The sequence below is a fragment of the Streptomyces sp. NPDC028331 genome (assembly GCF_055565775.1).
On record NZ_JBVHTR010000008.1, the window covers coordinates 176,873 to 199,953 of the forward strand.

The following is a 23,081-nucleotide window of genomic DNA, read 5'->3' on the forward strand; positions in this document are numbered from 1 at the left end:
TGGTGGGGGGGAGGATGGGGGGTCCTGAGGGGGCACGGTGGTTTGTTTTGGAAATCGGTTCATCTGGCACCTCCCTGCACGCGTCGGTCGGGAGCGCCCCCCCCCGCTCCCCTGTCCCGGGTCCCCGCTGCCCCGCAAGGCTGAGCCGGCTCTCACGGCGGAAGCAGCGTGCCCAGCGGTCCCAGGTCGATGTTGAGGTCGGCCATGGTGAGGCCGTACTGGTCGCACAGGTCGGCCATCCGGTCGTGCAGGAGCATCAGGGTCAGCCCGAGCCGTTCCTCCTGCTCCTCGCTCAGGTTCCCCTCGTCGACGCGGTGCAGGGCCTGCCGCTCCATCAGCTGGCGCAGCAACTCGACGATGGTGAGGACCAGTTTGACGAGGTCCCGTTCCACCGTCTCCGGGTCGGCGTGCAGACGGCGCGCGACGTCCCCGCCCCGGCCGGCGGACGGCGGGGGAACCTCGTCCGGGCGGGCGGGCAGCAGGGAGAACGCCCGGGTCGCGGCCTCGGCCACCTCCCGCAGCCGGTCCCCGCGCGGGTCGTCAGCCGGGCCCGTCACCGTGGCTCCCGTGGGCCGGAAGCGCGGACCGTCCCGGGGGCAGGAACGTCGCCCACTGCTCGTCCAGCTCCTCGCGGATCGCGACGATCACCGCGCGCAGTGAGATCCGCACCAGGTCGACGTCGGCGATGGACAGCACCAGATCGCCGGTGAGCACCACACCGCCGCTCAGCAGCCGGTCCAGCAGGTCGATCAGCGCCACCTGCGGCTGGACGACCGGGCGGTCGTCGTACGGGTCGTACTCGCTCACCGCTGCCCGGCCCCTTCCGGCGTGTCGGGCGCGAGGGGCGCGGTGAAGGAGTACGGCGCCCACGGCCCGGTCACGTCCACGCGGACCCCGGGCAGGCCGTCGGCGGCGTGCAGCATCCGGTCGCGGAACTCCTCGGACAGCCGGCGCGGGACCAGATAGGCGTCGTTGGCGATGTTCTCGCCCGGCACCTGCGCGAGGCCCGCCTGCTGCGGCCGGTGCCGGGTGCGCTCCACCGCCAGGCCCCTGGCCTGCTCCTCGGTGCGCCGTACGGCCTCCTCGGCGAGCCGCCACGCGTCCTCGCGCTCCTGCCGCTGGTGCCGGCGGCTGCGCAGATACGCCCGCCCCGGGTTCTCCTCGCCCGCCGGGGCGCCGGCGGCCGCCTGGGCGGGCGGGCGCCCGGGCGGCGCCTCGGCGTACACCTTCACGCCCCACTCCACGTGCTCGGCGAGCCGGTCGAGGAGCGCCGCGAACTCCGCCTCCCGCCCGGCCAGCATCTCCCGCACCCGGCTTTCGTCCAGGTAGACGGTGGCGAGCCGCAGCGGAAGGACCGTGGTGTGCGCGGCCAGGGTTTCGATCACGAAGTGGTGCGCCCGGGCCACGGCCTCCAGCCACCGCAGGTCCTCGAGGCCCGCCCTCAGGGCGGCCTCCGAGAACTCGGCCGCGGGCACCGGACTGACCGCGGCGGCCACCGGGCCGGAGCGGACCAGGGTGACCGGCGTGTCCGCCACTCCCCGGACGGCGGCGAGCGCGCTCTCGTCCAGGGCGGACGCCCCCAGCACGGCATACGCGTAGCAAAGCTGCTCGTCCACCGTCCTCAGCTCCGGTCGTCGTCGTTGTCGCCGCCGTCGGCCCGGCGCCGGGAGCGCCGGGGCTCCCGCGGCTCCCGCTCGGCGTCACGGTCCTGCCGCGGCTCCCGCTCGCGGTCACGGTCCTGACGCCGTTTCCGTTCGGTGTCGCGGTCCGTGTCCCGGTCCTCCCGCGGCCGGCTGCGGCGGCCGGTCCTGCCCTCGGACAGCTCGGGCGCCGGGGAGGACGCGAGCTGATCGCGCAACTCCTCCACTTCGGCCCGCAGCCGCTCGTTCTGCTCCCTGAGGCTGCGCCGGCCGTCGGCGCGGGAGGACAGCGCCGGGTCGTGCTCCCACCAGTCGATGCCGATCTCCCGTGCCTTGTCCACGGAGGCCACCAGAAGCCGGAGTTTGATGGTGAGCAGTTCGATGTCGAGCAGGTTGATCTTGATGTCGCCGACGATCACGATGCCCTTGTCGAGCACACGTTCAAGGATGTCGGCCAGGTTCGCGCCGGAGGACCCCTGGCTGTAGGGGGTCAGGGGGCGCGACGCGGGGACGGCGGGCTCGGACACGGCACACTCGACCTCGTTTCCCGGGGCACCCGACGCCGGCGGCGCGGAAACCGGCAGGTTCGCACACCTCAGCACCCGGAACTATCCGCGGCGCCGACGCCCTGCGGGTGCCTCCCTCTCGTCGTAGCGGTCGTCGGGTTGCTCGTCTTCTTCGTCTTCTTCGTCCTCCTCCCACTCGTCTTCCTCCTCGGGCTCGTCGCCCTCTTCGTCCTCGGGTTCCTCGTCGTCCTCCTCCCGGCGTCCCCGGCGTCCCTCTCCCCGGTCTTCCTCTTCTTCCTCTTCTTCCTCGTCCCCGCCGCGCTCCTCGGGCTCCTCCTCGCCCTCTCCACGGCGCTCCTCGGGCTCGCCCTCACGCTCCTCGCCGGCCTGTGCCTCTTCTTCCTCCTCCCGCTCGACCTCCTCCGAGCTGCGGACCACCTCCCCGTCGCGGATCTCGCCGCGCCAGGCGCCGGTGGCCTCTCCACGGGTCATGACGAACGAGCGGTAGAGCTTCAGGTCCAGCCGCACCCGGCGGCCCTGGGCGCGCCACAGGGAGCCCGTCTTCTCGAACAGGCCCTTGGGGTAGTACTGCAGGACGAGCAGCACCTTGGTGAGGTTGTCCCCGACCGGGTGGAAGGTGACGACGCCCTTGTTCGTGCCCTTGGGGCCCTCGCTGGTCCAGGCGATGCGCTCGTCGGGCACCTGCTCCGTGACGATGCCCCGCCACTGGCGACGGGACTTGGCGATCTTCGCCTGCCAGTGGGTCGTGGTCTCGTCGTCCTGCCGGACGTCCTCGACACCCTTGGCGAACCGTCCGAAGTCCTTGAACTGCGTCCACTGGTTGTAGGCCTCGCGCACGGGCACGCCCACGTCGACGTCCTCGATGATGGTCAGCCCCCGCTGCGGTCCGCCGGCCTTCTTCCCCCCTCCGCCCGCCGCCTCCTTGGCCTTGCCGAGCAGCGTGTCCTTGGCCTGGGACAGCAGCCCGCCCGCACCCGCACCCGCCCCCGCCCCTGCCCCTCCGCCTCCGAGGAGCTTCTTGCCGCCCTTGAGGGCGAGCTTGGTCAGCATGCCGGGACCGACGTGCGTCTCCGCCAGCCGGCGCGCCCCCTCGCCCAGCCGCTCGCCCATGCCTTCGAGCATCACCTGGAGCCGGGCCTGCAGGTAGTCCTCCAGCTCCTCCTTCAGCCGCTCCGCGCCGGGGTTCCCCTGCACCTGATCACGAACCTTGTTGAGGGTGCCCTCAACCATCGTCCGGCCTCCTCGATCGTGCGGACCCGCTCTTCGCCTTCTTCCCGCGCCCCTCGCTCCGGCGATCCGGCTCCTCCGCCGCTCCGCTGCGACGCTCTCTCCGGCTTCCGTCGTCCCGGTCGCCCTCGTCCCGGTCTTCCCGGTCCTCCTCGTCGGCGCCTTCCTCGTCGCGGGCGTCCTCGTCCCGCCCGCTCCCGCCCTCGCCGTGCGCCCTCTCCTTCAGTCCCGCGGTGCGTTCGTGCAGGGCGTCGGCCAGGCTCTCGGCCTTCGCGGACAGCACGGTGGTGGCCGCGGCCTTGCCCGCGCCCGCCAGCTCGCTGCGCACCTGCTTGCTGACATTGCCGAGGACGGGGGAGTCCTGGAGCAGCTTGCCGACCTGGCCCGGCCTCATCCGCGATCCGGCCAGCGCCGCGCCCACACTCAGAGCGAGCCTGCCCTTCTTGGTCCGGCCCAGCAGGTAGCCGCCGAGGACAGCCGCGCCGAGCTTGGCGTTGTTCATCATCCCGTCCTCCTTCTCCTTCCCGTGTCAGTGCCCGCCCTGCGCACGCCGCAGGTGGTAGGCCCTGATCTCCTCCAGGCGGTGCAGCAGCGCCTCCTCGCGCCGCGCGAACTCCTCCTCGTCGATACGGCCCTCGGTCCGCGCCTGCTCCAGGTTGATGAGCTCCTCCTGGAGGGGAGCCGGGTCGTAGTACTCCTGCTCCGCGGTCTGGACGACCTTGTCGAGCACCCAGCCGATGCCCCTGAACGGGGCCAGCGGCAGCCCCAGGATCCCGGTGACCAGTCCTCCCACAGCGCCTCCTCATGCCGTCGGGTCGGTCGTTCGCGGCCGGTCAGGCGAAGCTGTACGGCGGCAGCGGCCCCCGTATCCGCAGCTCGATGCCCTCTCCGAGGCGCTCGGCCAGTTCCTGCCCGGCCCGCGTGAACTCCTCGGTGCGGTCGCCGTCCACCAGGAACGACGCGTTCAGGAAGTACTGCTTGGACGGCGGGGCGACCTTCTCGGACTGTGCGAGCGGCCGCAGCGCCGCCAGGGCCGCCTCGGCCTGCGCGTCCTGACGGTTCTGCACCTCCTGCGCGATGAGCTGACCCAGCGCCAGCCGGTCCTCGTAGCTGCCGCCCTCACGGGTCCGCGCGTTCAGCTCGCGGGCCTGGTCGGACTCCTCGAGGACGGTGCGCAGCAGCGCGTCCTCCTGCCACACGCCCTTGACGTTGAACTCCGCCCGCCCGGTGAGCTCGTCGAGACGCTGGGAGAACTCCTCGGCCCGCGAGTCCAGCACGGCGCGTACGGCGTCCTCGTTCTCGGCGACGTATCCGAAGCCGAGCGGCAGGATGCTGCCGCCGGCCCACAGACGTCCCTGGACCTCGTTGTGCGCCTCCAGGTCCCGGCGCGCGACCGCCAGGTCCTCCGGGGCGTCACTGACGACGGCGCACAGCGAGCTGCTGCGGACGGCGCGCAACTCGGCGGGGGCCTCGCCCACGCCCTTGACCCCGTCCAGATCCAGCGGATGCGAGTCCTTGGTGATCGCGTACACGTACAGCGACATCGGCTCGCTCACTCCTCCCGGTCCTTCGAGGAACGGCGGCCGGAGTCACGTTCGGCGCGCTCGGGTTCCTTCTCGCGCTCGCGCCCCTTCTGGAGCGAATCGGTGAACGCCTCGACCGCGCCGGTCAGCGCGCCCTTGCTCTTGCCCCGGGCGCCACCCTCGGTGACGCTCTCGGTGATGTCGGTCAGCGTCGCGGGGGCCTTGCGGCCGGACTCCAGGTCCAGCCGGTTGCAGGCCTCGGCGAAGCGCAGATAGGTGTCGACGCTGGCCACGACCACGCGGGCGTCCACCTTCAGGATTTCGATGCCGATGAGGGACAACCGGACGAACGCGTCGATGACCAGTCCCCGGTCGAGGACCAGCTCCAGCACGTCGTAGAGGTTGCCCGATCCTCCGCCGCCCCCGCCGGCCGGCACACCACCGCCCTGCGGCACCACAGTCACGATCCCTTGTCCCTTCAGGCGAAGGGCGTCGGCCGCCGTCAGCGGCCTTTGTCGACCTGCGCGCGGGTGTAGCGGCGTACTTGTTCGTAGCCCATCAGATTGCCCGCGGGGTCCAGAACGACCTTGTAGCTGGCCATCACGCTGCTCGTGTCCGGAACGCGCTCCAGCTCCACGACCTCGACGAGGGCCTCCCAGCCGTCACCGGTCGGCTTCAGCGCGGAAACGGACTGAGGAGCCCGCCCGAGCAGCTCGGTGAGCTGCGCGGCCGCGCTCCGCATGGCCTCGGGAGCCGACGCCCGCTTCGGCGCGGACGCCTTCCGCGACGAGGAGTCTTCCCTGTCCGGCTCACGGTCGTTCGTGATCCATCACCTTCTTGCTCTCCTTCCATCATCGACCCTGTCCACAGCCCGTGCCAGTCTTCGGCCGTCCGCACCGGACCCCGGGAAAAATTCCTCCGCGAACGGTGCAACCCCTGCCGCCCTCTGCGTGTCGTAAGGAGAGTCAGGACTCCCCGGGGGGATCTGGGGGGATCACGGGGGTTCTGGCGGGGTGGGGGGGAAGCCGAGGGGCCCGGGCTGTGACCGGGCCCCTCGAAACGTTCCCGGGCGAGGGCGGCCGGTCAGAAGAAGACGCCGCAGCGCAGCAGCACGTTCGCGTACGGGCGGGCCTCACCGGTGCGGACGACCAGGCGCGCGTCGGCCGTGAGCCGCTTCAGCTCCTCGTGCGGGACCAGCCCGAGCTCCGGGAAGCGGGACTCCAGCAGCGCCGTGGCCTGCGGATTGGCGTCCCGCACCTCGCGCGCGGCGGTGGCGCCCTCCACCACCAGCTCCTCCAGCAGACCGTCCAGGACCTCGGCGAAGGACGGCACCCCGGCGCGGAACGCCAGGTCCACGACCCGGGGACCCGCCGGGATCGGCATGCCCGCGTCGCATATCAGGACACCGTCCCCGTGCCCCAACTCGGCCAGCGCGTCCGCGAGATGACGGTTCAGGATTCCGGCCTTCTTCACCGGGCCTCACCTCGCAGGGACGCTCCCGGCTCACCGTGTCCGCCGGGGATCCGGCCCGTGGCGCGGCCGCTGCCGGACGCCGCGTCCCCCGGGTCGACACGGCACCAGGCCTCCACCTCGTCGGCCGTGGGGTACGACTCCTGGGCGCCGGGGCGCGTGACCGCCGCCGCCCCCACCCGTGCCGCGTACGCGGCCGCCTCCGGCAGCGACGCGCCCGTGCCCAGCCGCCAGGCCAGCGCCGCCGTGAACGCATCCCCCGCACCCGTCGTGTCGACGGCGTCCACCTTCACCGACGGGACCCGGGTCATCGAACCGTCGGCCGCCACCAGGGCGCCCTCCGCGCCCAGCGTCACCACCACCGAGCGGGGACCGAGCGCCAGCAGCGCCCGCGCCCAGTCCTCGGGCGCCCCGCCCAGCCCACCGCCCGCGATGACCTGCGCCTCGTGCTCGTTGACGATCAGCGGATCGCAGGCCGCCAGCACCTCGGCGGGCAGCGGCCGCGGCGGCGACGGGTTCAGCACGAAGCGGGTACCGGACGGCAGGTTCCGTACGACCTCCGCCACCGTCTCCAGCGGGATCTCCAGTTGCGCCGACACCACCCGGGAGGCGCGCAGCAGGCTCTGCGCGCCCCGGACGTCCTCGGGGGCGAGCCGGCCGTTGGCGCCCGGCGAGACCACGATGCTGTTGTCGCCCGAGGGGTCCACCGTGATCAGCGCGACCCCGGTGGGCGCCCCGCCGACCAGGACGCCCACCGTGTCGACGCCCGCCGCGCGCTGCGCGTCCAGCAGCAGCCGGCCGTGCGCGTCGTCGCCGACCCGCGCCAGCAGCGCCGTACGGGCTCCGAGGCGTGCCGCGGCCACCGCCTGGTTCGCGCCCTTGCCGCCCGGGTGGACGGCCAGGTCGGAGCCGAGCACGGTCTCCCCGGCGGCGGGCCGCCGTTCGACCCCGATCACCAGGTCGGCGTTGGCCGATCCCACGACCAGGAGGTCGTAGTCGTACATGTATGGACTCCCTGAGAGATGACATGGGGGCGGGTGGTCACCGTGACCACCCGCCCGCTGTGCGGCGTCAGCCGCTGAACCCGGCCACGTTCTCCTTCGTGACCACCTTCACCGGAACCTTCACCGTCTGCTCGACCTTCTCGCCCTCGGCGGCCCGCAGCGCGTTGTCCACCGCGATCCGGCCGAGCTGGGTCGGCTGCTGCGCCACCGACGCGTACAGCGTGCCCGCCTTGACCGCGGCGAGCCCGTCCGGCTCACCGTCGAAGCCGATCACCTGGACGGACTTCCCGGCCTTCGAACCCAGCGCCTTGATCGCGCCGAGCGCCATCTCGTCGTTCTCGGCGAAGACGCCCTGGACGTCCGGGTGTGCCTGGAGCAGGTTCGTCATCACGTCCAGGCCCTTGGTCCGGTCGAAGTCGGCGGGCTGCTTGGCGAGGACCTGGATGCCCGGGTAGGCCTTGAGCCCCTCGGCGAAGCCCGCGCCGCGCTCCCGGCTGGCGGAGGTTCCCGCCTGGCCCTGGAGGATGACGATCCTGCCCTTGCCGCCGAGCTTCTCGGCCAGCGCCTTCGCGGCGAGCTTGCCGCCCTCGATGTTGTCGGAGGCGACCAGCGCGGCCGTCTTCGCGTTGTTGACGGCACGGTCGACGCCCACGACGGGGATGCCGGCCTTGTTCGCGCCGCGCACCGCCGGGCCCGCCGCATCCGAGTCCACCGGGTTCACGACGATCGCGCCGAGGCCCGAACTGGTGAAGTTCTGCAACTGGTTGGCCTGCTGCGAGGCGTCGTTCTGCGCGTCGGTGACGGTCAGGTCGACGCCCAGCTTCCTCGCCTCCGCCTGCGCGCCCTGCTTGATCTGCACGAAGAACGGGTTGTTGAGGGTGGACAGCGACAGACCCATCTTCGGCGTCGTGGAGGACGAACCGCCGTGCAGGAAGGACATCGCGCCCACCACGGCCGCCGCGACCACGGCGGCCAGCGCATAGGTGACCGTTTGCCGGCCCTTCCCGCCCGGAGCCGTCGTACCGGCCGCCACGGGGGTGGCCCCTGCCTTGCGCCGCACGGTGTCGAGGAGCACCGCCAGGGCGATCACCACACCGATGACGACCTGCTGCCAGAAGGCGGACACCGACAGCAGGTTGAGGCCGTTGCGCAGCACCGCGAGGATCAGCGCGCCGATCAGCGTGCCCGACGCCTTGCCCGTGCCGCCCGCGAGGGAGGCGCCGCCGATGACGACCGCGGCGATCGCGTCCAGCTCGTAGCCGTTGGCGGCCTGCGGCTGCGCGGAGGACAGGCGCGCGGCGAGCACGATGCCCGCGGCCGCGGCGAACAGACCCGACAGCGCGTAGATCGCGATCTTCTGCTTCTTCACCCGCAGACCCGACAGACGGGCCGCTTCCTCGTTGCCGCCGATCGCGTACATGGAACGGCCGATGTACGTGCGGCCCAGGACGAACGCGGTGATCAGGCCCATGACGACCATGACGAGGACCGGCACGGGCAGCCAGCCGCCCAGCGTGTCACCGAGGTGCGAGACCGAGTCGGGGAAGGCGATCGGTGAGCCCTGCGAGATGACCAGCGACAGACCGCGGCCCACCGACAGCATGGCGAGCGTCGCGATGAACGGCGGGAGCTTCCCGTAGGAGATCAGGACGCCGTTGACGAGTCCGGCGGCGAGGCCGGTCGCGATCGCCAGGACCACCGCCATCGCCACCGGGACGCCCGCCGACGTGGCGCTCCAGGCGAGGACGGTGGCCGACAGCGCGGCGACCGAACCCACCGACAGGTCGATGCCCGCCGAGACGATCACGAAGGTGACGCCGAAGGCGAGGATGGCGGTGACGGCCGCCTGGACGCCGATGTTGAGGAGGTTGTCGGTCGTCAGGAAGTCGCCGGACAGCGCCGACATCGCGATGACGAGGACGATCAGCGCGGTGAGCGCGCCGTTGTCGAGCAGGAGGCGGCGCAGCCCCCCGGCGCCACCGGCGCCCGCTGTGCTCTTGAGCGTGTCAGTGGCCACCGGTGGCCTCCGTTTCGTTCACAGACGTGGTGGGTGTGCTGACGGCGAGCGCCATGACGGAGTCCTGCGTCGCCTCGTCGGCCGGGAGTTCGCCCGCGATCCGGCCCTGGGCCATCACCAGCACCCGGTCGCTCATGCCGAGCACCTCGGGAAGGTCGCTGGAGATCATCAGGACGGCGGCGCCCGCGGCCGTGAGTTCGTTGACCAGCTCGTAGATCTCGACCTTGGCGCCGACGTCGATGCCGCGCGTCGGCTCGTCCAGGATGAGCACCTTGGTGTTCGCCAGGAGCCACTTGCCGATGACGACCTTCTGCTGGTTGCCACCGGAGAGCGTGCGCACGTGCTGGCCGAGTCCGGCCATCCGCACCCGGAGCCGTTCGGCGACCCGGGACGCGGTGGCGCGCTGCCCCTTGCGGTCGACGAGCCCGCCGCGGGTCGCGGCCCGCATGGTCACCAGCCCGAGGTTCTCCTCGACGGACGCGTCCAGCACGAGGCCCTGGCCCTTGCGGTCCTCGGGCACGAGCCCGATCCCCGCCTCCATCGCGGCGTTCACGTCGTGCCGGCGCACCTGGGCGCCGGCCACGCGCACGGTCCCCCGGTCATAGGGGTCGGCGCCGAACACGGCCCGGACGACCTCCGTACGGCCGGCCCCCACGAGCCCCGCGATGCCGACGACCTCGCCGGCCCGCACCTCGAAGGACACGTCGTGGAAGGCACCGTCCCGGGTGAGTCCTTCGACGGTGAGCAACGCGGCGCCGGTGTCGGGCCGTTCGCGTGGGTACTGCTGCTCGATGGACCGCCCCACCATGAGGCGCACGAGCTCCTCCTCGGGCGTGGCGGCGGGCACCTGGCCGACGCTCCTGCCGTCACGGATGACGGTCACCCGGTCCCCGAGGGCGGCGATCTCCTCCAGATGGTGGGTGATGAAGACGATGCCGACGCCGTCCTCGCGCAGCGTGCGCACGATGGCGAACAGCTTCTCCACCTCCTCCGAGGTGAGCACGGCCGTCGGCTCGTCCATGATGAGCACGCGCGCGTCGAGGCTGAGCGCCTTCGCGATCTCCACCATCTGGAGCCGGGCGATGCCCAGTTCACGCACGCGCGCGCGGGGCGACACGTTCACGCCGACGCGTTCGAGGAGTACGGCGGCGTCCGCCTCCATCCTCTTGCGGTCGATCATCCCGAAGCGGCGCGGCTGGCGGCCCAGGAAGATGTTCTCGGCGACGGTCAGGTCGGGAACGAGGTTGAACTCCTGGTAGATGGTGGCGATCCCGAGGCGCTCGGAGTCCTGCGCACCGTGGATGCGCACCTCCTCGCCGCCGACCAGGATCCGCCCGGCATCCGGGCGGTAGGCGCCGGAGAGCATCTTGATGAGGGTGCTCTTGCCCGCGCCGTTCTCACCGAGCAGCACGTGCACCTCGCCGCGGCGCAGATCGAAGTCGACGCCGTCGAGCGCGACCACGCCGGGGAAGGTCTTGCGTATGCCTTCGATGCGCAGCAACTCGTCAGGGTTGCTCACGACTGGCTCCTTTGTACGGGGTACTGCACAGCGGGGGCCTGTGCAGACGGCTCGCCGCACGAGCGGCGTACGACGAGACGGGCGGGGAGGGTGACGGACTTCGGGGGCCGCCCCTCGATGCGGTCGACCAGCGCGCGCACGGCGGCGCGCCCCAGCCGGCCCGTGGGCTGGGCGATCGCGGTGATCGGCGGATCGGTGTGCACGAACCAGGGGATGTCGTCGAACGCGGCGAGGGCGATGTCGTCCGGCACCCGCAGCCCGCGCGCACGGACGGCGTCCAGCGCGCCGAGCGCCATCAGGTTGTCGGCGGCGAACACCACCTCGGGCGGCTCGGGCAGGTCGAGGAACCGCTCGGTGGCCCGGCGCCCGCTCTCCGCCTGGAAGTCGCCCTGGCCGATGTAGGCGTCCGGCAGGGGCAGCCCGAACTCGGCCAGGGCCTCGCGGAAGGCCTCGACGCGCTCACGGCCGGTCGTGGTCGCCGCGGGGCCCGCGATGATCGCGAGCCGCCGGTGGCCGAGCCCGTGCAGATGCCGGACCAGATCGTGGACGGCGGCGCGGCCGTCGGAGCGCACGACGGGCACGTCGACGCCCGCGATCCACCGGTCGACGAAGACCATCGGGGTGCCGGCCCGCGCGGCGTCCAGCATGAGCGGCGAGCCGCCGTCCGTCGGGGAGACGAGCAGTCCGTCTATCCGCCGGTCCAGCAGGGTCCGCACATGGTGCTCCTGGAGGTCGGGCCGCTCGTCGGCGTTGCCGATGATCACGCTGTAGCCGAGGGCGCGGGCCTCCTCCTCCACGGAGCGGGCCAGATGCGTGAAGTACGGGTTGAGCACGTCGCTGATGACCAGGCCGAGGGTGTGGGTCTGGTCGGTGCGCAGGGACCGGGCGACGGCGTTCGGGCGGTAGCCCAGCGCCTCCACGGCGGCCAGCACACGGGTGCGTGCCTCGGCGCTGACCGACGGGTGGTCGTTCAGGACGCGGGACACCGTGGCGACGGAGACACCCGCCTCGGCGGCGACGTCCTTGATGCTCGCCATCGCCGGGACCACCTCCTTGTGAGTCCGGTTCTCGAGTCGTGGAATCGTTTACACGACCGTGCGTGGGACAGATTGGAATCGATTACACGGAGCCTGGGCAAGGGGGTGGCGGGCGGCGAGGCCGGATTGTGACCATGTGACGTTCCGTTAGAGCGGCCTGCCGGGCCCGGAGCGGAACCGCCGGGTGCCCCCCGCTGTCCGGCCCACCCGCCCCCGCCTGTCACACCCCGGCGCTAACGTCGCATCATGACCAAGGAGGCGAGTCGGGCGGGGCAGGCGGCGGCAGCCGGGGAGCGGCGGCTCGCCGTGCTCGAAGGTGTGCTCGAGCGGATCACGTACGCCAACGAGGAGAACGGGTACACCGTCGCCCGCGTCGACACGGGTCGCGGCGGAGGCGATCTGCTCACGGTCGTGGGCGCGCTCCTCGGTGCCCAGGTGGGGGAGTCGCTGAGGATGGAGGGACGCTGGGGGTCGCATCCCCAGTACGGCCGGCAGTTCACCGTGGAGAACTACACGACCGTCCTCCCGGCCACCGTCCAGGGCATCCGCCGCTACTTGGGCTCCGGACTCGTCAAGGGCATCGGCCCGGTCTTCGCCGACCGGATCACCCAGCACTTCGGGCTGGACACGCTCAAGATCATCGAAGAGGAGCCCGAGCGGCTGATCGAGGTCCCCGGCCTCGGCCCGAAGCGGACCAAGAAGATCGCCGACGCGTGGGAGGAGCAGAAGGCGATCAAGGAGGTCATGCTCTTCCTGCAGACCGTCGAGGTGTCCACCTCCATCGCCGTCCGCATCTACAAGAAGTACGGCGACGCCTCCATCTCCGTCGTCAGGAACCAGCCCTACCGCCTCGCCGCCGACGTCTGGGGCATCGGCTTCCTCACCGCCGACCGCATCGCCCAGTCCGTCGGCATCCCGCACGACAGTCCGGAGCGCGTCAAGGCCGGCCTGCAGTACGCGCTGTCGCAGTCCGCCGACCAAGGGCACTGCCACCTCCCCGAGGAGCGGCTCATCGCCGACGCCGTCAAGCTGCTCCAGGTCGACACCGGGCTCGTCATCGAGTGCCTCGCCGAGCTGGCGGCGCCCCCGGAGGACGGCGAGGACCCCGGTGTCGTCCGCGAGAGGGTGCCGGGACCCGACGGAGGCGAACCCGTCACCGCCGTCTACCTGGTCCCCTTCCACCGCGCCGAACTCTCCCTCTCCGCCCAGCTCTTGCGCCTCCTGCGGACGGAGGAGGACCGGATGCCCGCCTTCCGGGACGTGACCTGGGACAAGGCGCTGGGCTGGCTCAAGGGCCGCACGGGCGCCGATCTCGCTCCCGAGCAGGAGCAGGCCGTACGGCTGGCGCTCACCGAGAAGGTCGCCGTCCTGACCGGCGGCCCCGGCTGCGGCAAGTCCTTCACCGTACGGTCGATCGTCGAGCTGGCCCGGGCCAAGCGGGCCAAGGTCGTGCTCGCCGCCCCCACCGGCCGTGCCGCCAAGCGCCTGTCCGAGCTGACCGGTGCCGAGGCCTCCACCGTCCACCGGCTGCTGGAGCTGAAGCCCGGCGGCGACGCGGCCTACGACCGGGACCGCCCGCTCGACGCCGACCTGGTCGTCGTCGACGAGGCGTCCATGCTCGACCTCCTCCTCGCCAACAAACTGGTCAAGGCCGTGCCGCCGGGCGCCCACCTGCTCTTCGTCGGGGATGTCGACCAGTTGCCGAGCGTGGGTGCCGGGGAGGTCCTGCGGGACCTGCTCGCCGACGGCAGCCCGATCCCCGCCGTCCGTCTCACCCGCGTGTTCCGGCAGGCCCAGCAGTCCGGCGTCGTCACCAACGCGCACCGCATCAACGCCGGACAGCACCCGCTCACCGACGGCCTGAAGGACTTCTTCCTGTTCGTCGAGGACGACACCGAGGCCGCCGGACGGCTCACCGTGGACGTGGCGGCACGGCGGATCCCGGCCCGGTTCGGCCTCGACCCGCGCCGCGACGTCCAGGTGCTCGCGCCGATGCACCGCGGACCCGCCGGCGCGGGCACCCTCAACGGTCTGCTCCAGCAGGCGATCACCCCAGCCCGCCCCGACCTGCCCGAGAAGCGGTTCGGCGGCCGCGTCTTCCGTGTCGGCGACAAGGTGACCCAGATTCGCAACAATTACGAGAAGGGGAAGAACGGTGTCTTCAACGGCACCGTCGGCGTGGTCACCGCGCTCGACCCGGTCGACCAGCGCCTGACGGTGCTGACGGACGAGGACGAGGAGGTGGCGTACGAGTTCGACGAGCTGGACGAGCTGGCCCACGCGTACGCGGTGACGATCCACCGCTCCCAGGGCAGCGAGTATCCGGCGGTGGTCATCCCGGTCACCACCGGAGCCTGGATGATGCTCCAGCGCAACCTGCTCTACACCGCGGTCACCCGGGCCAAGAAGCTGGTGGTGCTCGTCGGTTCACGCAAGGCGATCGGGCAGGCGGTGCGTACGGTCTCGGCCGGACGCCGTTGCACGGCCCTGGACTTCAGGCTGTCGCGGCGGCCCTTGGAAGGCTGAGCCCTCCCGCCCTCGGACCCCGTCCCCGGCCGCCGGGAAAAATGATCGATCAAATGAGTCGCGAAGGTCACAGAGCACTTCCGGAACCGGTCGAAGGGGGGCAGGATGAGCAGGTTGACGGCACTCAGTGCCGCCGATGAGCCCAACGGCCGACCCCGAGTGCACTCTCCTGCGCCAAATGGGGGATGGTAGAGACAGTCAGGGCACCTCGAAGATGAGGCACTATGTCGGTGAGGGAAGACGTGAGCGACAACTCTGTAGTACTGCGGTACGACGGCAACGAGTACACCTACCCGGTGGTCGACAGCACCGTCGGTGACAAGGGCTTCGACATCGGGAAGCTCCGCGCCCAGACCGGTCTGGTGACCCTGGACAGCGGCTACGGCAACACCGCCGCCTACAAATCCGCCATCACCTACCTCGACGGCGAGCAGGGCATCCTCCGGTACCGCGGCTACCCGATCGAGCAGCTGGCCGAGCGCTCCACCTTCCTGGAGGTCGCCTACCTGCTGATCAACGGCGAGCTGCCCACGGTCGACGAGCTCTCCGCCTTCAAGAACGACATCACGCAGCACACCCTGCTGCACGAGGACGTCAAGAACTTCTACAAGGGCTTCCCGCGCGACGCCCACCCGATGGCGATGCTGTCGTCGGTCGTCTCGGCGCTGTCCACCTTCTACCAGGACAGCCACAACCCGTTCGACGAGAAGCAGCGCAACCTCTCCACCATCCGGCTGCTGGCCAAGCTTCCGACGATCGCGGCGTACGCGTACAAGAAGTCGATCGGTCACCCGTTCGTCTACCCGCGCAACGACCTCGGCTACGTCGAGAACTTCCTGCGCATGACCTTCTCGGTCCCCGCACAGGAGTTCGATCTCGACCCGGTCGTCGTCTCCGCGCTGGACAAGCTGCTGATCCTGCACGCCGACCACGAGCAGAACTGCTCGACCTCCACGGTCCGCCTGGTGGGCTCCTCGCAGGCCAACATGTTCGCCTCGATCTCGGCCGGCATCAACGCGCTGTGGGGCCCGCTGCACGGCGGCGCCAACCAGTCCGTCCTGGAGATGCTCGAGGGCATCCGCGACTCCGGCGGCGACGTCGACACCTTCATCCGCAAGGTGAAGAACAAGGAGGACGGCGTCCGCCTGATGGGCTTCGGCCACCGGGTCTACAAGAACTTCGACCCCCGCGCCAAGATCATCAAGGCCGCCGCGCACGATGTGCTCTCCGCCCTCGGCAAGGAGGACGAGCTCCTCGACATCGCGCTGAAGCTCGAGGAGCACGCGCTGTCCGACGACTACTTCGTCGAGCGCAAGCTCTACCCGAACGTGGACTTCTACACCGGCCTGATCTACCGCGCGATGGGCTTCCCGACCGAGATGTTCACGGTCCTGTTCGCCCTCGGCCGCCTGCCGGGCTGGATCGCCCAGTGGCACGAGATGATCAAGGAGCCGGGCTCCCGGATCGGCCGTCCGCGCCAGATCTACACCGGCGTGGTCGAGCGCGACTTCGTCCCGGTCGAGGAGCGCTGACACCTGCCGGTGAGGGGTGCCACGTCGCCGGCCGGGGGACCGGCGCGTGTTCCCCGGGGCAGGCGGCCACGGCCGTGGCCGAGCGCCACGTCGGTCGCGCTCGCGGAGCGCTGAGCCCGGGCCGTAGGTGCGGTCGGGCGGGTACGTACACGAGGCGTACGCCGTTGTCGTAGCGCGGCGTACGCCTCGTGCGTCAGACGGAGGAGCGGAAAAGCGGAAGGCGCCCCGGCGCGCCGGTCCCCCCACGGGCCGACGACCAGGGCGCCTTCCCATGTCCCGGTGCGGATTCCCCCCACGGGATCCGGCCGGGCGTCTGCGGGACAGCGCCTGAATCGCTGTGAGCAAAACGAGCAGAACTCGGCGTACCACTGCGATGCGGTCTGCCGGGACGCGTACGGACGGGAGGGCCGCTCAAAGCTCCCCGGTGTACGTGCCCCGGCAACGCAGTTTCCCGGGAACGTCCCCCAAGACATCCCCAGATGTCAGTCACGCCCCCCAAGACGCTTCCGACATCGCCAACTTAGACCCACGAACCCTTCCGCTGGTTACGTTCACGTCACTGTGATCTGTGTCTCTTGCGTATGTCCTGAAGATACGCAAGAGCCTCGACACCTTGATCGAGGCCCCAGCGTAAGGATGGTGCGCGAGCCTTGTGAAGAGCTTATGTGAGGCACGCGCCGGACTCTAGAGGGACTCTTACTCCTCTGTCATGGCAAGCGCTTCACGAGAACGTCCGCAGGCGCAGGCTGTTCGTGACCACGAACACCGACGAGAAGGCCATGGCAGCACCGGCGATCATCGGGTTGAGGAGACCCGCGGCGGCCAGCGGCAGCGCGGCCACGTTGTACCCGAACGCCCACGCCAGGTTCCCCTTGATCGTGGCGAGCGTGCGCCGGGAGAGCCGGATCGCGTCCGCGGCCACCCGCAGGTCCCCGCGCACCAGCGTCAGATCGCCCGCCTCGATCGCCGCGTCCGTCCCGGTGCCCATGGCCAGTCCCAGGTCGGCGGTGGCGAGGGCGGCCGCGTCGTTGACGCCGTCGCCGACCATCGCGACGGTCCGCCCCTCGCCCTGGAGCCGCCGGACGACGCCGACCTTGTCCTCCGGCAGCACCTCGGCGATCACGTCCGCGCCGTCGATGCCGACGGCGCGCGCCACCGCCTCGGCCACCGCCCGGTTGTCCCCGGTCAGCAGCACCGGCCGCAGCCCCAGGGCCCGCAGCTCCCGTACGGCTTCCGCGCTGGTCTCCTTGATCGCGTCCGCCACGGTGAGGACACCCAGTGCCACACCGTCCCGGGCGACCACGACGGCCGTACGTCCCTCCGTCTCGGCCTCGGCCTTCGTGCGGGCCAGCGGCTCCGGGAGCGCTCCCGGGAAGCGGCCCACCGTGACCTCGTGCCCGGCGACACGCCCGCGCACGCCGAGCCCGGGTACGTTCTCGAAGTGCTCCGGCGCGGGAAGGTCGCCGACCCTCGCCTGAGCGCCTTCCGCCACCGCCCGGGCGATCGGGTGCTCGGAGGCGTGTTCCAGAGCCCCGGCGAGCCGCAGAACCTCCTTCTCGTCGGTGTCCTCGGCGGCGTACACCTCCTGGAGCGTCATCCGGCCGGTGGTCACCGTTCCGGTCTTGTCCAGGACCACGGTGTCCACCCGCCGGGTGGACTCCAGCACCTCCGGGCCCTTGATGAGGATGCCGAGCTGGGCGCCGCGGCCCGTGCCGACCATCAGGGCGGTCGGGGTGGCGAGGCCCAGCGCGCACGGGCAGGCGATGATCAGCACCGCGACCGCCGCGGTGAAGGCGGCGACGGTGTCCCCGGTGACGCCGAGCCACCCCCCGAAGGTGCCGAGCGCGATCAGCAGCACCACGGGCACGAAGATCCCGGAGACGCGGTCGGCGAGGCGCTGCACCTCCGCCTTGCCGTTCTGCGCGTCCTCCACGAGCCGCGCCATCCGCGCGAGCTGGGTGTCCGCGCCGACCCGGGTCGCCTCGACCACCAGCCGGCCCCCGGCGTTCACGGTCGCGCCGGTCACGGAGTCGCCCACCGTCACGTCGACCGGCACCGACTCGCCGGTGAGCATGGAGGCGTCGACCGCGGAGACGCCCTCCACGACGGTCCCGTCGGTGGCGATCTTCTCACCGGGCCGAACCACGAACCGGTCGCCGACGGCCAGCCGCTCCACCGGAACGCGTACCTCACGTCCCTCCCGCAGCACCGCGACGTCCTTCGCGCCCAGTTCGAGCAGCGCCCTCAGGGCCGCGCCCGCGCGCCGCTTGGAGCGGGCCTCAAGGTAGCGGCCGAGCAGGATGAACGCGACGACGCCGGCGGCCACTTCGAGGTAGATCGTGGACGCCCCGTCGGTGCGGGAGACGGTGAACTCGAAGCCGTGGCGCATGCCGGGCATGCCCGCCCGTCCCCAGAACAGTGCCCACAGGGACCAGCCGAAGGCGGCGAGCGTGCCGACGGAGACGAGGGTGTCCATGGTGGCCGCGCCGTGCCGGGCGTTCGTGAACGCCGCCTTGTGGAACGGCAGTCCGCCCCAGACCACGACGGGCGAGGCGAGGGTGAGCGACAGCCACTGCCAGTTGTCGAACTGCAGGGCCGGGACCATCGCGAGCAGCACGACGGGCAGGGCGAGGAGTGCGGAGACGGTCAGACGCCGGCGGAGAGAGGTCAGCTCGGGGTCCTCCGCGGGCGCCGCGGACTCCTCGCTCTCCGCGGGCTTTTCCGGCTGCGGCGGCGGGGGTTCCTCGGCGGTGTAGCCGGTCTTCACCACGGTGGCGATCAGATCGGCGACCTCGATCCCCCGGGGGTAGGAGATCTTCGCCTTCTCCGTCGCGAAGTTCACCGTGGCGGTGACACCGTCCATCCGGTTGAGCTTCTTCTCGACGCGGGCCGCGCAGGAGGCGCAGGTCATGCCGCCGATGGTGAGTTCGACCTCGGAGTGTGCGGTGGTGTCGCTCATGGGGGCTGGTGCTGTGGTGCTGGTCATGTCCGGACTCCAGACAACGGACCGGGCCGTGCGGAGCCAGTATGAGCTGGTCGGTACGGCCCGGTGCGGTGGACGATGCCGGTGGTTCAGGCCTGGCCGACGAGTTCGAAGCCGGCCTCGTCGACGGCGGCGCGCACGGCCTCCTCGTCGAGGGGGGCGGCCGAGACGACCGTCACCTCGCCGGTGGACGCGACGGCGGTGACCGAGGTGACTCCGTCGATGCCGGAGATCTCGCCGGAGACGGAGCCTTCACAGTGCCCGCAGCTCATCCCGCTCACCTTGTAGACGGTCGTCACGGAACCCGGGGTGTCGGTCTGTGCGGTCATGGCATTACTCCTCAGGGGACGGATGGGGCTTACGTGCTTCCCACTATACCCCCTGGGGGTACCCGTTCGAAGGGAGGTGGGGCGCGTCGGTGACGCGCGTTCCGCTCCGGGACGGATACCCGGCCCGGGTGCGCGGCCGCCTTCCGCCGCGAGACGATCTCCGGTGCAGGGTTCGGACCGGGGCGGAGGGTGCGGTCGTATGCGTGCGGTGGTGTTCGAGCGGTTCGGGGAGCCGGCCGAGGTGCGGGAGGTGGCGGACCCGGAACCGTCCGCGCACGGGGTCGTGGTGCGGGTCGAGGCCACGGGGCTGTGCCGCAGCGACTGGCACGGCTGGATGGGGCACGACCCGGACGTCACGCTCCCGCACGTGCCCGGCCATGAACTCGCCGGTGTCGTCGAGGCGGTCGGAGCCCGGGTGACGCGCTGGCGGCCGGGCGACCGGGTCACCGTGCCGTTCGTGTGCGCCTGCGGCGGCTGCCCGTCCTGCGCGGCGGGCGACCAGCAGGTGTGCGAGCGGCAGACCCAGCCGGGGTTCACGCACTGGGGGTCCTTCGCGCAGTACGTGGCGCTCGAGCATGCGGACGTGAACCTGGTGGCGGTGCCGGAGGAGATGTCGTTCCGGACGGCGGCGGCGCTCGGGTGCCGGTTCGCGACCGCTTTCCGGGCGGTCGTCCAGCAGGGCCGGCCGGCCGCGGGGGAGTGGGTCGCCGTGCACGGCTGCGGGGGTGTCGGACTGTCCGCGGTGATGATCGCGGCCGCCGCGGGGGCCCGGGTCGTCGCCGTCGACGTGTCCCCCCGGGCCCTTGAGCTGGCACGGAAGGCGGGCGCGGCGGAGTGCGTGGACGCGACCGGCACCGACGACACGGCCGAGGCGGTCCGCGCCCTGACCGGTGGCGGCGCCCATGTCTCCCTCGACGCGCTCGGCTCCCCCGCGACCTGCGCCGCGTCGGTGAACGGCCTGCGCCGCCGCGGGCGCCACGTCCAGGTCGGCCTGCTGCCCTCACCCGACGGCGCCACCCCGGTCCCCATGGCCCGGGTGATCGCCCTGGAACTGGAGATCCTCGGCAGCCACGGCATGGCGGCCCACACCTATCCGCCCATGCTGGAACTGGTCCGGTCCGGCGCGCTGCGCCCCGACCTCCTGGTCACGTCGGCCATTCCGCTGGCGGCGTCCCCGGCGGCCCTGGCGGCCATGGGGACGGCACCGGGGCAGGGGGTGACGGTCGTCGAGCCGTGGCGCTGAGACGGCCGGCCGCCGGCGGCAGCGGCGTGGCCCGCCCCGGCCGGGGCGGGCCACGTGAGGGGACGGGGGAGCGGTCAGGGCTCTCCGCGGCCGCGGTTGCCGGGGCGGGAGGCGACCCAGGCCCGGACCGTGTCGGCGTACCAGTAGGGCTTTCCGCTCTCCACATGGTCGGGTGGTGGCAGCAGCCCGTGCTTGCGGTAGGACCTGACGGTGTCCGGCTGCACGCTGATGTGTGCGGCGATCTCCTTGTAGGACCAGAGGCGACGGTCGGTCATCTTGAAGCACCTCCTCGCGCAGGCCACGGCGGCGACCGGGGGGAGGTCGTCGGGGGAGCCGGGCCTGCGCCGGCGATCACAAAGCCTGTGCCGGGTCAACGAGCCCCGGCGCACCGGGGAAAGGGCCTGTGAACCGGCTGTGACAGAAGGCCCGCAGAGCCGGGACATGCGTGACGGGGAGGGGTTCTTTGTGACACGGGCGGTGCACCGGGGCGGGGGTGCTTCGCGGAGGAAACGTCCAGGGGCGGCACCCGGAGTGGGTGCCGCCCCTGGACGGTGGACTTCAGGGAAGGGACGCGTGGACGACGCAACGGGTGCCGGACGCGCAACGCCCGGCACCCGGCACGTCACCGGTGGGAGGCGACCCGGCCCCGCCGGTACAGGATGAGCCCGCCGGCCAGCATCGCGACGCTGACGGCCGAGGCCGCGAGGATGCCCTCACTGCCGGTCTCGGCCAGGGCGGGCAGGGTGTGCGAGGCCACGACGGGGTGAGCTCCGGCCCGAGGGACGTCCGCCTGGGGGACCGCCTGGGGCGGCAGTGTGCCCTGCGGCGGGGTCGTCCCGGTGCCCGGCTGGTTGCTTCCCACTCCCGTGCCCGGCGTCTGGGGCGTCGTGCCGGAGCCGGTGGGGGTGGGGGTGCTCGTCTGGCCGGATCCGGTCGGGGTGGTGGAACCGCTGCCGCTGGGCGGCGTCTGCGCCGGGACGGTCGGCGTGGGGGCGGGGGTCACGGGCGCAGGGGACGCCTTGGCGCCCCGGCCGTTGGCACATGCGTTGCCGAACGCCGGGTTCAAGGCGGCGATCACGTTGACCGTGTTGCCGCAGACGTTGACGGGGATGTTCACGGGGGCCTGGACGGTGTTACCGGACAGGACGCCCGGCGATCCGGTCGTGGCGCCGTCGGCGCTCGAGTCGGCGAACACCGGGCTGCCGCACAGGGACAGAATGCCCGTCGCGGCGGCCGCCGCGACCATTCCCCTGCTCAGGGTCTGTCGCAATCTCGTTGTCTTCCTGCTGGTAGAGGTGGGAGAAGTGGTAAAGCCGGCCCTGGAACCGAGAAACGCAGTCCAAGGCCGGCCGTGACACAGCCGGACGGCTGGTGTGTGACGACATCAGCCGTGGGCGGCCATGGCGTCAGGTGTTCGAGCACGCGTTTCCGGCGGCGGGGTTCAGCAGCGCGATGATGCCGAGGCTGTTGCCGCAGACGTTGACGGGCACGTCCACCGGAACCTGGATGACATTCCCGGACAGGACGCCCGGGGAGTTGGTCGCGGAGCCTTCGGCTCCCGAGTCCGCCATGGCGGGGGCGGCCATTCCCAGAGTCATGATGGCGCCGGCCACGACGGCGGCGCTCTTCGTGTGCTTCACGGAATTTCCCTTCTGAGCGGTCGTGCCCCTGTGACGGCCGAAACCGAGCGAGCACGGCTTGAAACTGCCCGCCGCACGACCTGCATCTGTGAAACGAGGAATAGACGGGCGAAGCAACTCCCTCACACGAGCCGCCGCGTAATTCACCCGAACGCCGATCGTGAATGCACACGAAAGGCCCGGCGGGCCGTCGGCGCGGTCCGGTGCCTGCGAACGCCGTGCGGAGTCATGCGTAAGTCATGAATAAGTCATGCGAAGTCGTGCGGAGTCATGCGACGTCACGCGGAAGGAAGTCGTCGAGGGGACGCCGGGAAAAACCAATATTCCGACGACCGCCGGTACCCGTGCCACCGCACATGTGAGGGACGGGCGGCCGGCCGGTGCGCGGCGGCGGTCAGCGGTTGCCGGTGCCGTTGGCGGACAGGACCGGAACGTCGTCCAGCAGGTGCGACAGCGGCTCGTCACCCTTGGCCTGGGTGGAGTTCTCGGTGCACTGCTGGTTCTGCGGCGCCGAGAGGATCGGGACGTCCTGCACGGCCACCGGCACCACGCCGACGAGCGAGCCCGCGTTGGCCTTCGCGGGCAGGCCGACACAGGCCTTGTTCAGCGAGCCCTGGACGAGCGCCATCTGGGGGCTGTTGACGCCCGAGGTCGCGGAGTTGCCGTACGACTCCGAGATGGTGTTCGCGTTGGTGGACGTCGTCCCGGTGTCGTCGCCGAGCGCCAGCGCCTGCGGAGCAGTCGCGGCGGATACGCCCACCACGGAAGCCGCGACCGCTGCCGCGGCCATCGCCTTCTTGAACATGTCGCGTTCCTTTCCTGACCGAAGACACGTGTTCCTGCGCTGCGACCAACCCGGCGCCT

The 23,081-nt window shown here is 71.6% G+C and carries 24 protein-coding genes; 3 read left to right on the forward strand and 21 right to left on the reverse strand.

Going from position 1 to position 23,081, the window contains the following annotated elements:
* Positions 1–152 precede the first annotated feature (152 nt).
* The 15 genes from ACZ4SW_RS14590 to ACZ4SW_RS14660 all read right to left on the reverse strand — a co-directional run bounded on the left by ACZ4SW_RS14590 (position 153) and on the right by ACZ4SW_RS14660 (position 11,964).
* A complete protein-coding gene (locus ACZ4SW_RS14590) occupies positions 153–557 on the reverse strand; it encodes a gas vesicle protein K (protein WP_468242352.1) in 405 nt (134 codons plus the stop codon).
* The gene (locus ACZ4SW_RS14595) at positions 541–807 is read right to left on the reverse strand and encodes a gas vesicle protein (protein WP_468242354.1); all 267 of its coding nucleotides are present in this window, start codon (positions 805–807) and stop codon (positions 541–543) included. The genes ACZ4SW_RS14590 and ACZ4SW_RS14595 overlap by 17 nt, the downstream gene beginning before the upstream one ends.
* Complete coding sequence (locus tag ACZ4SW_RS14600) at positions 804–1,616, reverse strand: GvpL/GvpF family gas vesicle protein (protein ID WP_468242357.1); 813 nt, start codon at positions 1,614–1,616, stop codon at positions 804–806. Before ACZ4SW_RS14600 ends, ACZ4SW_RS14595 begins: the two co-directional genes overlap by 4 nt.
* A 5-nt stretch (positions 1,617–1,621) precedes the next feature.
* On the reverse strand, positions 1,622–2,167 hold the full coding sequence (locus ACZ4SW_RS14605; RefSeq protein ID WP_468242359.1) for a gas vesicle protein: 546 nt from the start codon (positions 2,165–2,167) through the stop codon (positions 1,622–1,624).
* Positions 2,168–2,248: 81 nt separating this feature from the next.
* Positions 2,249–3,397 (reverse strand): SRPBCC family protein, encoded by a 1,149-nt coding sequence (locus tag ACZ4SW_RS14610; RefSeq protein ID WP_468242361.1) that lies wholly within the window; start codon positions 3,395–3,397, stop codon positions 2,249–2,251.
* Entirely contained in the window at positions 3,390–3,899 is a 510-nt protein-coding gene (locus ACZ4SW_RS14615; protein ID WP_468242364.1) for an ABC transporter substrate-binding protein, read from the reverse strand. The genes ACZ4SW_RS14610 and ACZ4SW_RS14615 overlap by 8 nt, the downstream gene beginning before the upstream one ends.
* 24 nt (positions 3,900–3,923) lie before the next feature.
* Positions 3,924–4,187, reverse strand: coding sequence for a gas vesicle protein GvpG (locus tag ACZ4SW_RS14620; RefSeq protein ID WP_468242366.1), 264 nt, complete (start codon positions 4,185–4,187; stop codon positions 3,924–3,926).
* 40 nt (positions 4,188–4,227) lie between these two features.
* Positions 4,228–4,950 carry a GvpL/GvpF family gas vesicle protein gene (locus ACZ4SW_RS14625; protein WP_468242369.1) on the reverse strand — a complete coding sequence of 241 codons (723 nt, stop codon included), beginning with the start codon at positions 4,948–4,950 and terminating at the stop codon, positions 4,228–4,230.
* Entirely contained in the window at positions 4,947–5,375 is a 429-nt protein-coding gene (locus tag ACZ4SW_RS14630; RefSeq protein ID WP_468242674.1) for a gas vesicle structural protein GvpA, read from the reverse strand. Before ACZ4SW_RS14630 ends, ACZ4SW_RS14625 begins: the two co-directional genes overlap by 4 nt.
* A gap of 44 nt (positions 5,376–5,419) precedes the next feature.
* Positions 5,420–5,743: a gas vesicle protein GvpO gene (locus ACZ4SW_RS14635; protein WP_468242676.1), complete on the reverse strand. Its 324-nt coding sequence runs from the start codon at positions 5,741–5,743 to the stop codon at positions 5,420–5,422.
* Positions 5,744–6,000: 257 nt separating this feature from the next.
* Positions 6,001–6,390, reverse strand: a complete 390-nt coding sequence (gene rbsD / locus ACZ4SW_RS14640; RefSeq protein WP_468242371.1) for a D-ribose pyranase — start codon at positions 6,388–6,390, stop codon at positions 6,001–6,003.
* The gene (locus ACZ4SW_RS14645) at positions 6,387–7,391 is read right to left on the reverse strand and encodes a ribokinase (protein WP_468242374.1); all 1,005 of its coding nucleotides are present in this window, start codon (positions 7,389–7,391) and stop codon (positions 6,387–6,389) included. The genes rbsD and ACZ4SW_RS14645 overlap by 4 nt, the downstream gene beginning before the upstream one ends.
* Before the next feature lie 67 nt (positions 7,392–7,458).
* Positions 7,459–9,408, reverse strand: a complete 1,950-nt coding sequence (locus ACZ4SW_RS14650; RefSeq protein ID WP_468242376.1) for an ABC transporter permease/substrate-binding protein — start codon at positions 9,406–9,408, stop codon at positions 7,459–7,461.
* Entirely contained in the window at positions 9,398–10,927 is a 1,530-nt protein-coding gene (locus ACZ4SW_RS14655) for a sugar ABC transporter ATP-binding protein (protein ID WP_468242378.1), read from the reverse strand. Before ACZ4SW_RS14655 ends, ACZ4SW_RS14650 begins: the two co-directional genes overlap by 11 nt.
* Positions 10,924–11,964, reverse strand: coding sequence for a LacI family DNA-binding transcriptional regulator (locus ACZ4SW_RS14660; RefSeq protein ID WP_468242381.1), 1,041 nt, complete (start codon positions 11,962–11,964; stop codon positions 10,924–10,926). The genes ACZ4SW_RS14655 and ACZ4SW_RS14660 overlap by 4 nt, the downstream gene beginning before the upstream one ends.
* Before the next feature lie 246 nt (positions 11,965–12,210).
* Here ACZ4SW_RS14660 and recD2 point away from each other — a divergent pair, with 246 nt between their 5' ends.
* Complete coding sequence (gene recD2, locus ACZ4SW_RS14665; RefSeq protein ID WP_468242383.1) at positions 12,211–14,490, forward strand: SF1B family DNA helicase RecD2; 2,280 nt, start codon at positions 12,211–12,213, stop codon at positions 14,488–14,490.
* 242 nt (positions 14,491–14,732) lie between these two features.
* Positions 14,733–16,022: a citrate synthase gene (locus tag ACZ4SW_RS14670; protein WP_468242385.1), complete on the forward strand. Its 1,290-nt coding sequence runs from the start codon at positions 14,733–14,735 to the stop codon at positions 16,020–16,022.
* Between the two features lie 721 nt (positions 16,023–16,743).
* Here ACZ4SW_RS14670 and ACZ4SW_RS14675 read toward each other — a convergent pair.
* The gene (locus tag ACZ4SW_RS14675) at positions 16,744–19,008 is read right to left on the reverse strand and encodes a heavy metal translocating P-type ATPase (RefSeq protein WP_468242387.1); all 2,265 of its coding nucleotides are present in this window, start codon (positions 19,006–19,008) and stop codon (positions 16,744–16,746) included.
* 86 nt (positions 19,009–19,094) lie between these two features.
* On the reverse strand, positions 19,095–19,334 hold the full coding sequence (locus tag ACZ4SW_RS14680; protein WP_468242390.1) for a heavy-metal-associated domain-containing protein: 240 nt from the start codon (positions 19,332–19,334) through the stop codon (positions 19,095–19,097).
* Between the two features lie 199 nt (positions 19,335–19,533).
* On the opposite strand from ACZ4SW_RS14680, the gene ACZ4SW_RS14685 reads away from it, so the two are divergent.
* Positions 19,534–20,577: a zinc-dependent alcohol dehydrogenase family protein gene (locus ACZ4SW_RS14685; protein WP_468242392.1), complete on the forward strand. Its 1,044-nt coding sequence runs from the start codon at positions 19,534–19,536 to the stop codon at positions 20,575–20,577.
* A 74-nt stretch (positions 20,578–20,651) separates the two neighbouring features.
* Here ACZ4SW_RS14685 and ACZ4SW_RS14690 read toward each other — a convergent pair whose 3' ends face one another.
* The 4 genes from ACZ4SW_RS14690 to ACZ4SW_RS14705 form a co-directional block, all read right to left on the reverse strand.
* Positions 20,652–20,852, reverse strand: coding sequence for a helix-turn-helix transcriptional regulator (locus ACZ4SW_RS14690; protein ID WP_468242394.1), 201 nt, complete (start codon positions 20,850–20,852; stop codon positions 20,652–20,654).
* Between the two features lie 347 nt (positions 20,853–21,199).
* Positions 21,200–21,847, reverse strand: a complete 648-nt coding sequence (locus ACZ4SW_RS14695) for a chaplin (protein ID WP_468242397.1) — start codon at positions 21,845–21,847, stop codon at positions 21,200–21,202.
* Positions 21,848–21,983: 136 nt separating this feature from the next.
* Positions 21,984–22,175 carry a chaplin gene (locus tag ACZ4SW_RS14700; protein WP_468242678.1) on the reverse strand — a complete coding sequence of 64 codons (192 nt, stop codon included), beginning with the start codon at positions 22,173–22,175 and terminating at the stop codon, positions 21,984–21,986.
* A 436-nt stretch (positions 22,176–22,611) separates the two neighbouring features.
* Positions 22,612–23,022, reverse strand: a complete 411-nt coding sequence (locus ACZ4SW_RS14705; protein ID WP_468242400.1) for a rodlin — start codon at positions 23,020–23,022, stop codon at positions 22,612–22,614.
* Between the last annotated feature and the right edge of the window lie 59 nt (positions 23,023–23,081).

What these genes read in the sequence shown, in the direction of transcription:
- ACZ4SW_RS14610 (WP_468242361.1), bottom strand. Translation starts at nt 3,397, where the DNA reads ATGGTTGAGGGCACCCTCAACAAGGTTCGTGATCAGGTGCAGGGGAAC.
- ACZ4SW_RS14660 (WP_468242381.1), bottom strand. Translation starts at nt 11,964, where the DNA reads ATGGCGAGCATCAAGGACGTCGCCGCCGAGGCGGGTGTCTCCGTCGCC.
- ACZ4SW_RS14685 (WP_468242392.1), top strand. Translation starts at nt 19,534, where the DNA reads ATGCGTGCGGTGGTGTTCGAGCGGTTCGGGGAGCCGGCCGAGGTGCGG.
- ACZ4SW_RS14675 (WP_468242387.1), bottom strand. Translation starts at nt 19,008, where the DNA reads ATGACCAGCACCACAGCACCAGCCCCCATGAGCGACACCACCGCACAC.
- ACZ4SW_RS14690 (WP_468242394.1), bottom strand. Translation starts at nt 20,852, where the DNA reads ATGACCGACCGTCGCCTCTGGTCCTACAAGGAGATCGCCGCACACATC.
- ACZ4SW_RS14645 (WP_468242374.1), bottom strand. Translation starts at nt 7,391, where the DNA reads ATGTACGACTACGACCTCCTGGTCGTGGGATCGGCCAACGCCGACCTG.
- recD2 (WP_468242383.1), top strand. Translation starts at nt 12,211, where the DNA reads ATGACCAAGGAGGCGAGTCGGGCGGGGCAGGCGGCGGCAGCCGGGGAG.
- ACZ4SW_RS14680 (WP_468242390.1), bottom strand. Translation starts at nt 19,334, where the DNA reads ATGACCGCACAGACCGACACCCCGGGTTCCGTGACGACCGTCTACAAG.
- ACZ4SW_RS14700 (WP_468242678.1), bottom strand. Translation starts at nt 22,175, where the DNA reads ATGACTCTGGGAATGGCCGCCCCCGCCATGGCGGACTCGGGAGCCGAA.
- ACZ4SW_RS14705 (WP_468242400.1), bottom strand. Translation starts at nt 23,022, where the DNA reads ATGTTCAAGAAGGCGATGGCCGCGGCAGCGGTCGCGGCTTCCGTGGTG.
- ACZ4SW_RS14615 (WP_468242364.1), bottom strand. Translation starts at nt 3,899, where the DNA reads ATGATGAACAACGCCAAGCTCGGCGCGGCTGTCCTCGGCGGCTACCTG.